Genomic DNA, 2,673 nt, shown 5'->3' on the forward strand with positions numbered 1-2,673 from the left:
CACTATATTGCCACACGTTGGCAACAAGGCTAAAAAGACACTCACTACATGAAAGAAGACGATAAAATAGAAAACATACCTTCCTACTCTAAACTCAGAAATGAGATTGAAGGAGCAGATTCTTTGCGAAAATTCGTGAAATTTATTTCTTTTTTTGGATTTAAAGACAAGGGATTAAATGAGACTTTAGATAAAATACCTGATTTCAAAAAACAGATTATTCATTTATCTACCTTACCAGACAAATTCAATAAAATTTTTGCCCAAAGCGGTTGGATTGCTCATGAATCAATGAATTCTGATTTAATGGAAAAGGCTGTTGGACTAGCTGAATCTGGGAAAATTGTAGAAGCAAATCACGAACTTGTCAATTATTATTGTTCAGGAGAAATTGAGTGGTTATTAATGCATTTCAAAGGTATACCTGAATTTGCTAAACGGTATGATTTTATCAAATTAGCATATCAGGACACAATTGATAAAAAATTTTACTCTTGCATTCCAATCCTTTTAATGATTATTGATGGCTCTGTAAATGACATAGATAAAAACAAAGGTTTTTTCACTGAATCAACGGATTTGACTGCGTGGGATTCAATTGCAGCGCATAGTTCTGGATTAAGTGTTATAAGGGATGTTTTTAATTCTAATAGAAAAAGGACAACAACAGAACCAATTGACATGCCATATCGGAATGGAATAATACATGGACGAGATTTAAATTATGCAAATGAAATTGTAGCTGCAAAATGTTGGGCTACACTAATTGCAATTAAAGATTGGGCAAAAGCAATCAAAGAAGGGAAAAAGGAAATTCCTGAACCTGAAAAGGAACTAAGTTTTAAAGATAACTTGGCTGAACTTAAAAGGTCATTAGACCAATACTCCGAAATAAAAAAGAAAAGTGCAGAAGTTTCCAGAAAGGTTGAAAAATGGAAACCTAGGCAGATAGTTATTGGAGTAGACATTCCAAAAACAGGAGATGTTTCAGAATATACAGATTTTTATCCTGAAAAGGAAGCTATACTTTTTGCAACATACTGGCAAAAGAAAAATTACGGGAAAATTGTTGGGCAAATTCAACGATTTTCTTCGAGAGAAGTTAGTCTTGGAAAAGAAGCCAAACGGATAAGGGATTTACTCGATAATAAACAATTAATTGACTTTGAAATAACTAAAGTTGATGATAAGTCCCCCGCTATTTCAGAAATAACACTAAAAGTTAGCTATGTTTTGAATAATGAAACAGTAACAAAATCAATTACTTTTAGGTTTATTTGTGAAGGTAACAATGGTGAAATTTCAATGATTGGAGACAATAATTGCACTTGGAGATTTATTGATAATTTCTTTTATGATTTGGATATTATCAGATAAGAATAAAATCCTGTTGTTAATCCGAAGTAGTGCCAGTTAATTTGATAGAATTTAAAAAATATATGCTTTATTTCTCATCAACATATTTACAGAATAAAACCTTTCAATCTCTAGAAGATTTATTTCAAAATATTTCATCTAAGAAAGTGGCACTAGTTTTTGACTCGAATATTGTTGTTTATTATCGTGACTTTTATCTAAACCCCAAGAGTTTTGTTGATAATCCAAACAACAAAGAGACCGTATATGCTATAAGGTACTTGAACGAACAGATTACTCGTTATAGTTTGGAAGTTTTAGCTACACTTGGAGTTGACGAATCCTCAAGACGTAAATCAGACTTTTCTGTAAATGAAGAGAAACGGAAGCAAACCCATGAAGCTCTCATGTTTCTTCTACATCTGGATTATAGAGATTTTGATAAATTCATTCAATTAAAAAGAGTTCAAGAACCTATTATTGATAAAGGAGAATACCCATCGAGTATGCTTCCATTCCTTGAGCAAGACTCTTTTTATCAACATCCATTGATTGTAATGTACATTTTGTGTCTTAAAGTCATTTTACTATTTAATAGATTTGAGTCCAATGAAATCAGTGGGAAGGAAGCAATAGATGCACTAAATAGATTTATGCGAGAGGATATTGACTCAGTTTCTGGCATAATGTATTTTTTATGCGTAAATCTATTTGGAGGCTCAGATGAATTCAAAAATATATTCTTCCCTAAAAAGAATCTCCCTACAAATGAAAAACTACATAGGATATTTAACGGAGCGATTGACTTAGTATTTCCAACAATAATTAATAAGGTAACTAATGCTTATTACAAGACTCCAATTCCTGATATGATACCAGTTTTTGTCAGCACAGATAAAAGGATTAGTAAGTTGCACAGCTTAATAGGATTACGAATCACTCATAATACTAAAGAAACATATAGTTATTTTCCAGAATTAATTCAAGTTGATTTTTTAAGCAAAATAAAATGGACGAAAGAAGAAATGAACGAGCTTTTCAAGGTTTCACAATCGGATATTAAAAGATTTACTAGTTTTGATGGAACTCCAAGAATGACAACACACCTCCTAAAATATGTAAAATTATTGGAAGGTGAAGTTATTAGAGATTGGGATAAAAGCCCAGTTGCCAACATCGTGTATAAGTAATGGCGGGGGTTGTAGCGCATTCGCGCGTTCTACCTCGCATCAAGTTCATCGTATCTTGACAGGAAAGTGCCCCGTAATCCGCCACTACTCATACACGTATCCGTTGTACCGCATGCAAAAACCGAAG

At 32.6% G+C, this 2,673-nt stretch carries 2 protein-coding genes; both read left to right on the forward strand.

Going from position 1 to position 2,673, the window contains the following annotated elements; translation table 11 throughout:
- Positions 1-48: 48 nt before the first annotated feature.
- Entirely contained in the window at positions 49-1,377 is a 1,329-nt protein-coding gene (locus B4W65_RS16885) for a hypothetical protein (protein WP_088656334.1), read from the forward strand.
- Positions 1,378-1,406: 29 nt separating this feature from the next.
- Positions 1,407-2,546, forward strand: coding sequence for a hypothetical protein (locus B4W65_RS16890; RefSeq protein WP_146697834.1), 1,140 nt, complete (start codon positions 1,407-1,409; stop codon positions 2,544-2,546).
- Positions 2,547-2,673: the final 127 nt, after the last annotated feature.

This window comes from Geofilum rhodophaeum, assembly GCF_002210225.1.
Lineage (GTDB): Bacteria > Bacteroidota > Bacteroidia > Bacteroidales > Marinilabiliaceae > Geofilum > Geofilum rhodophaeum.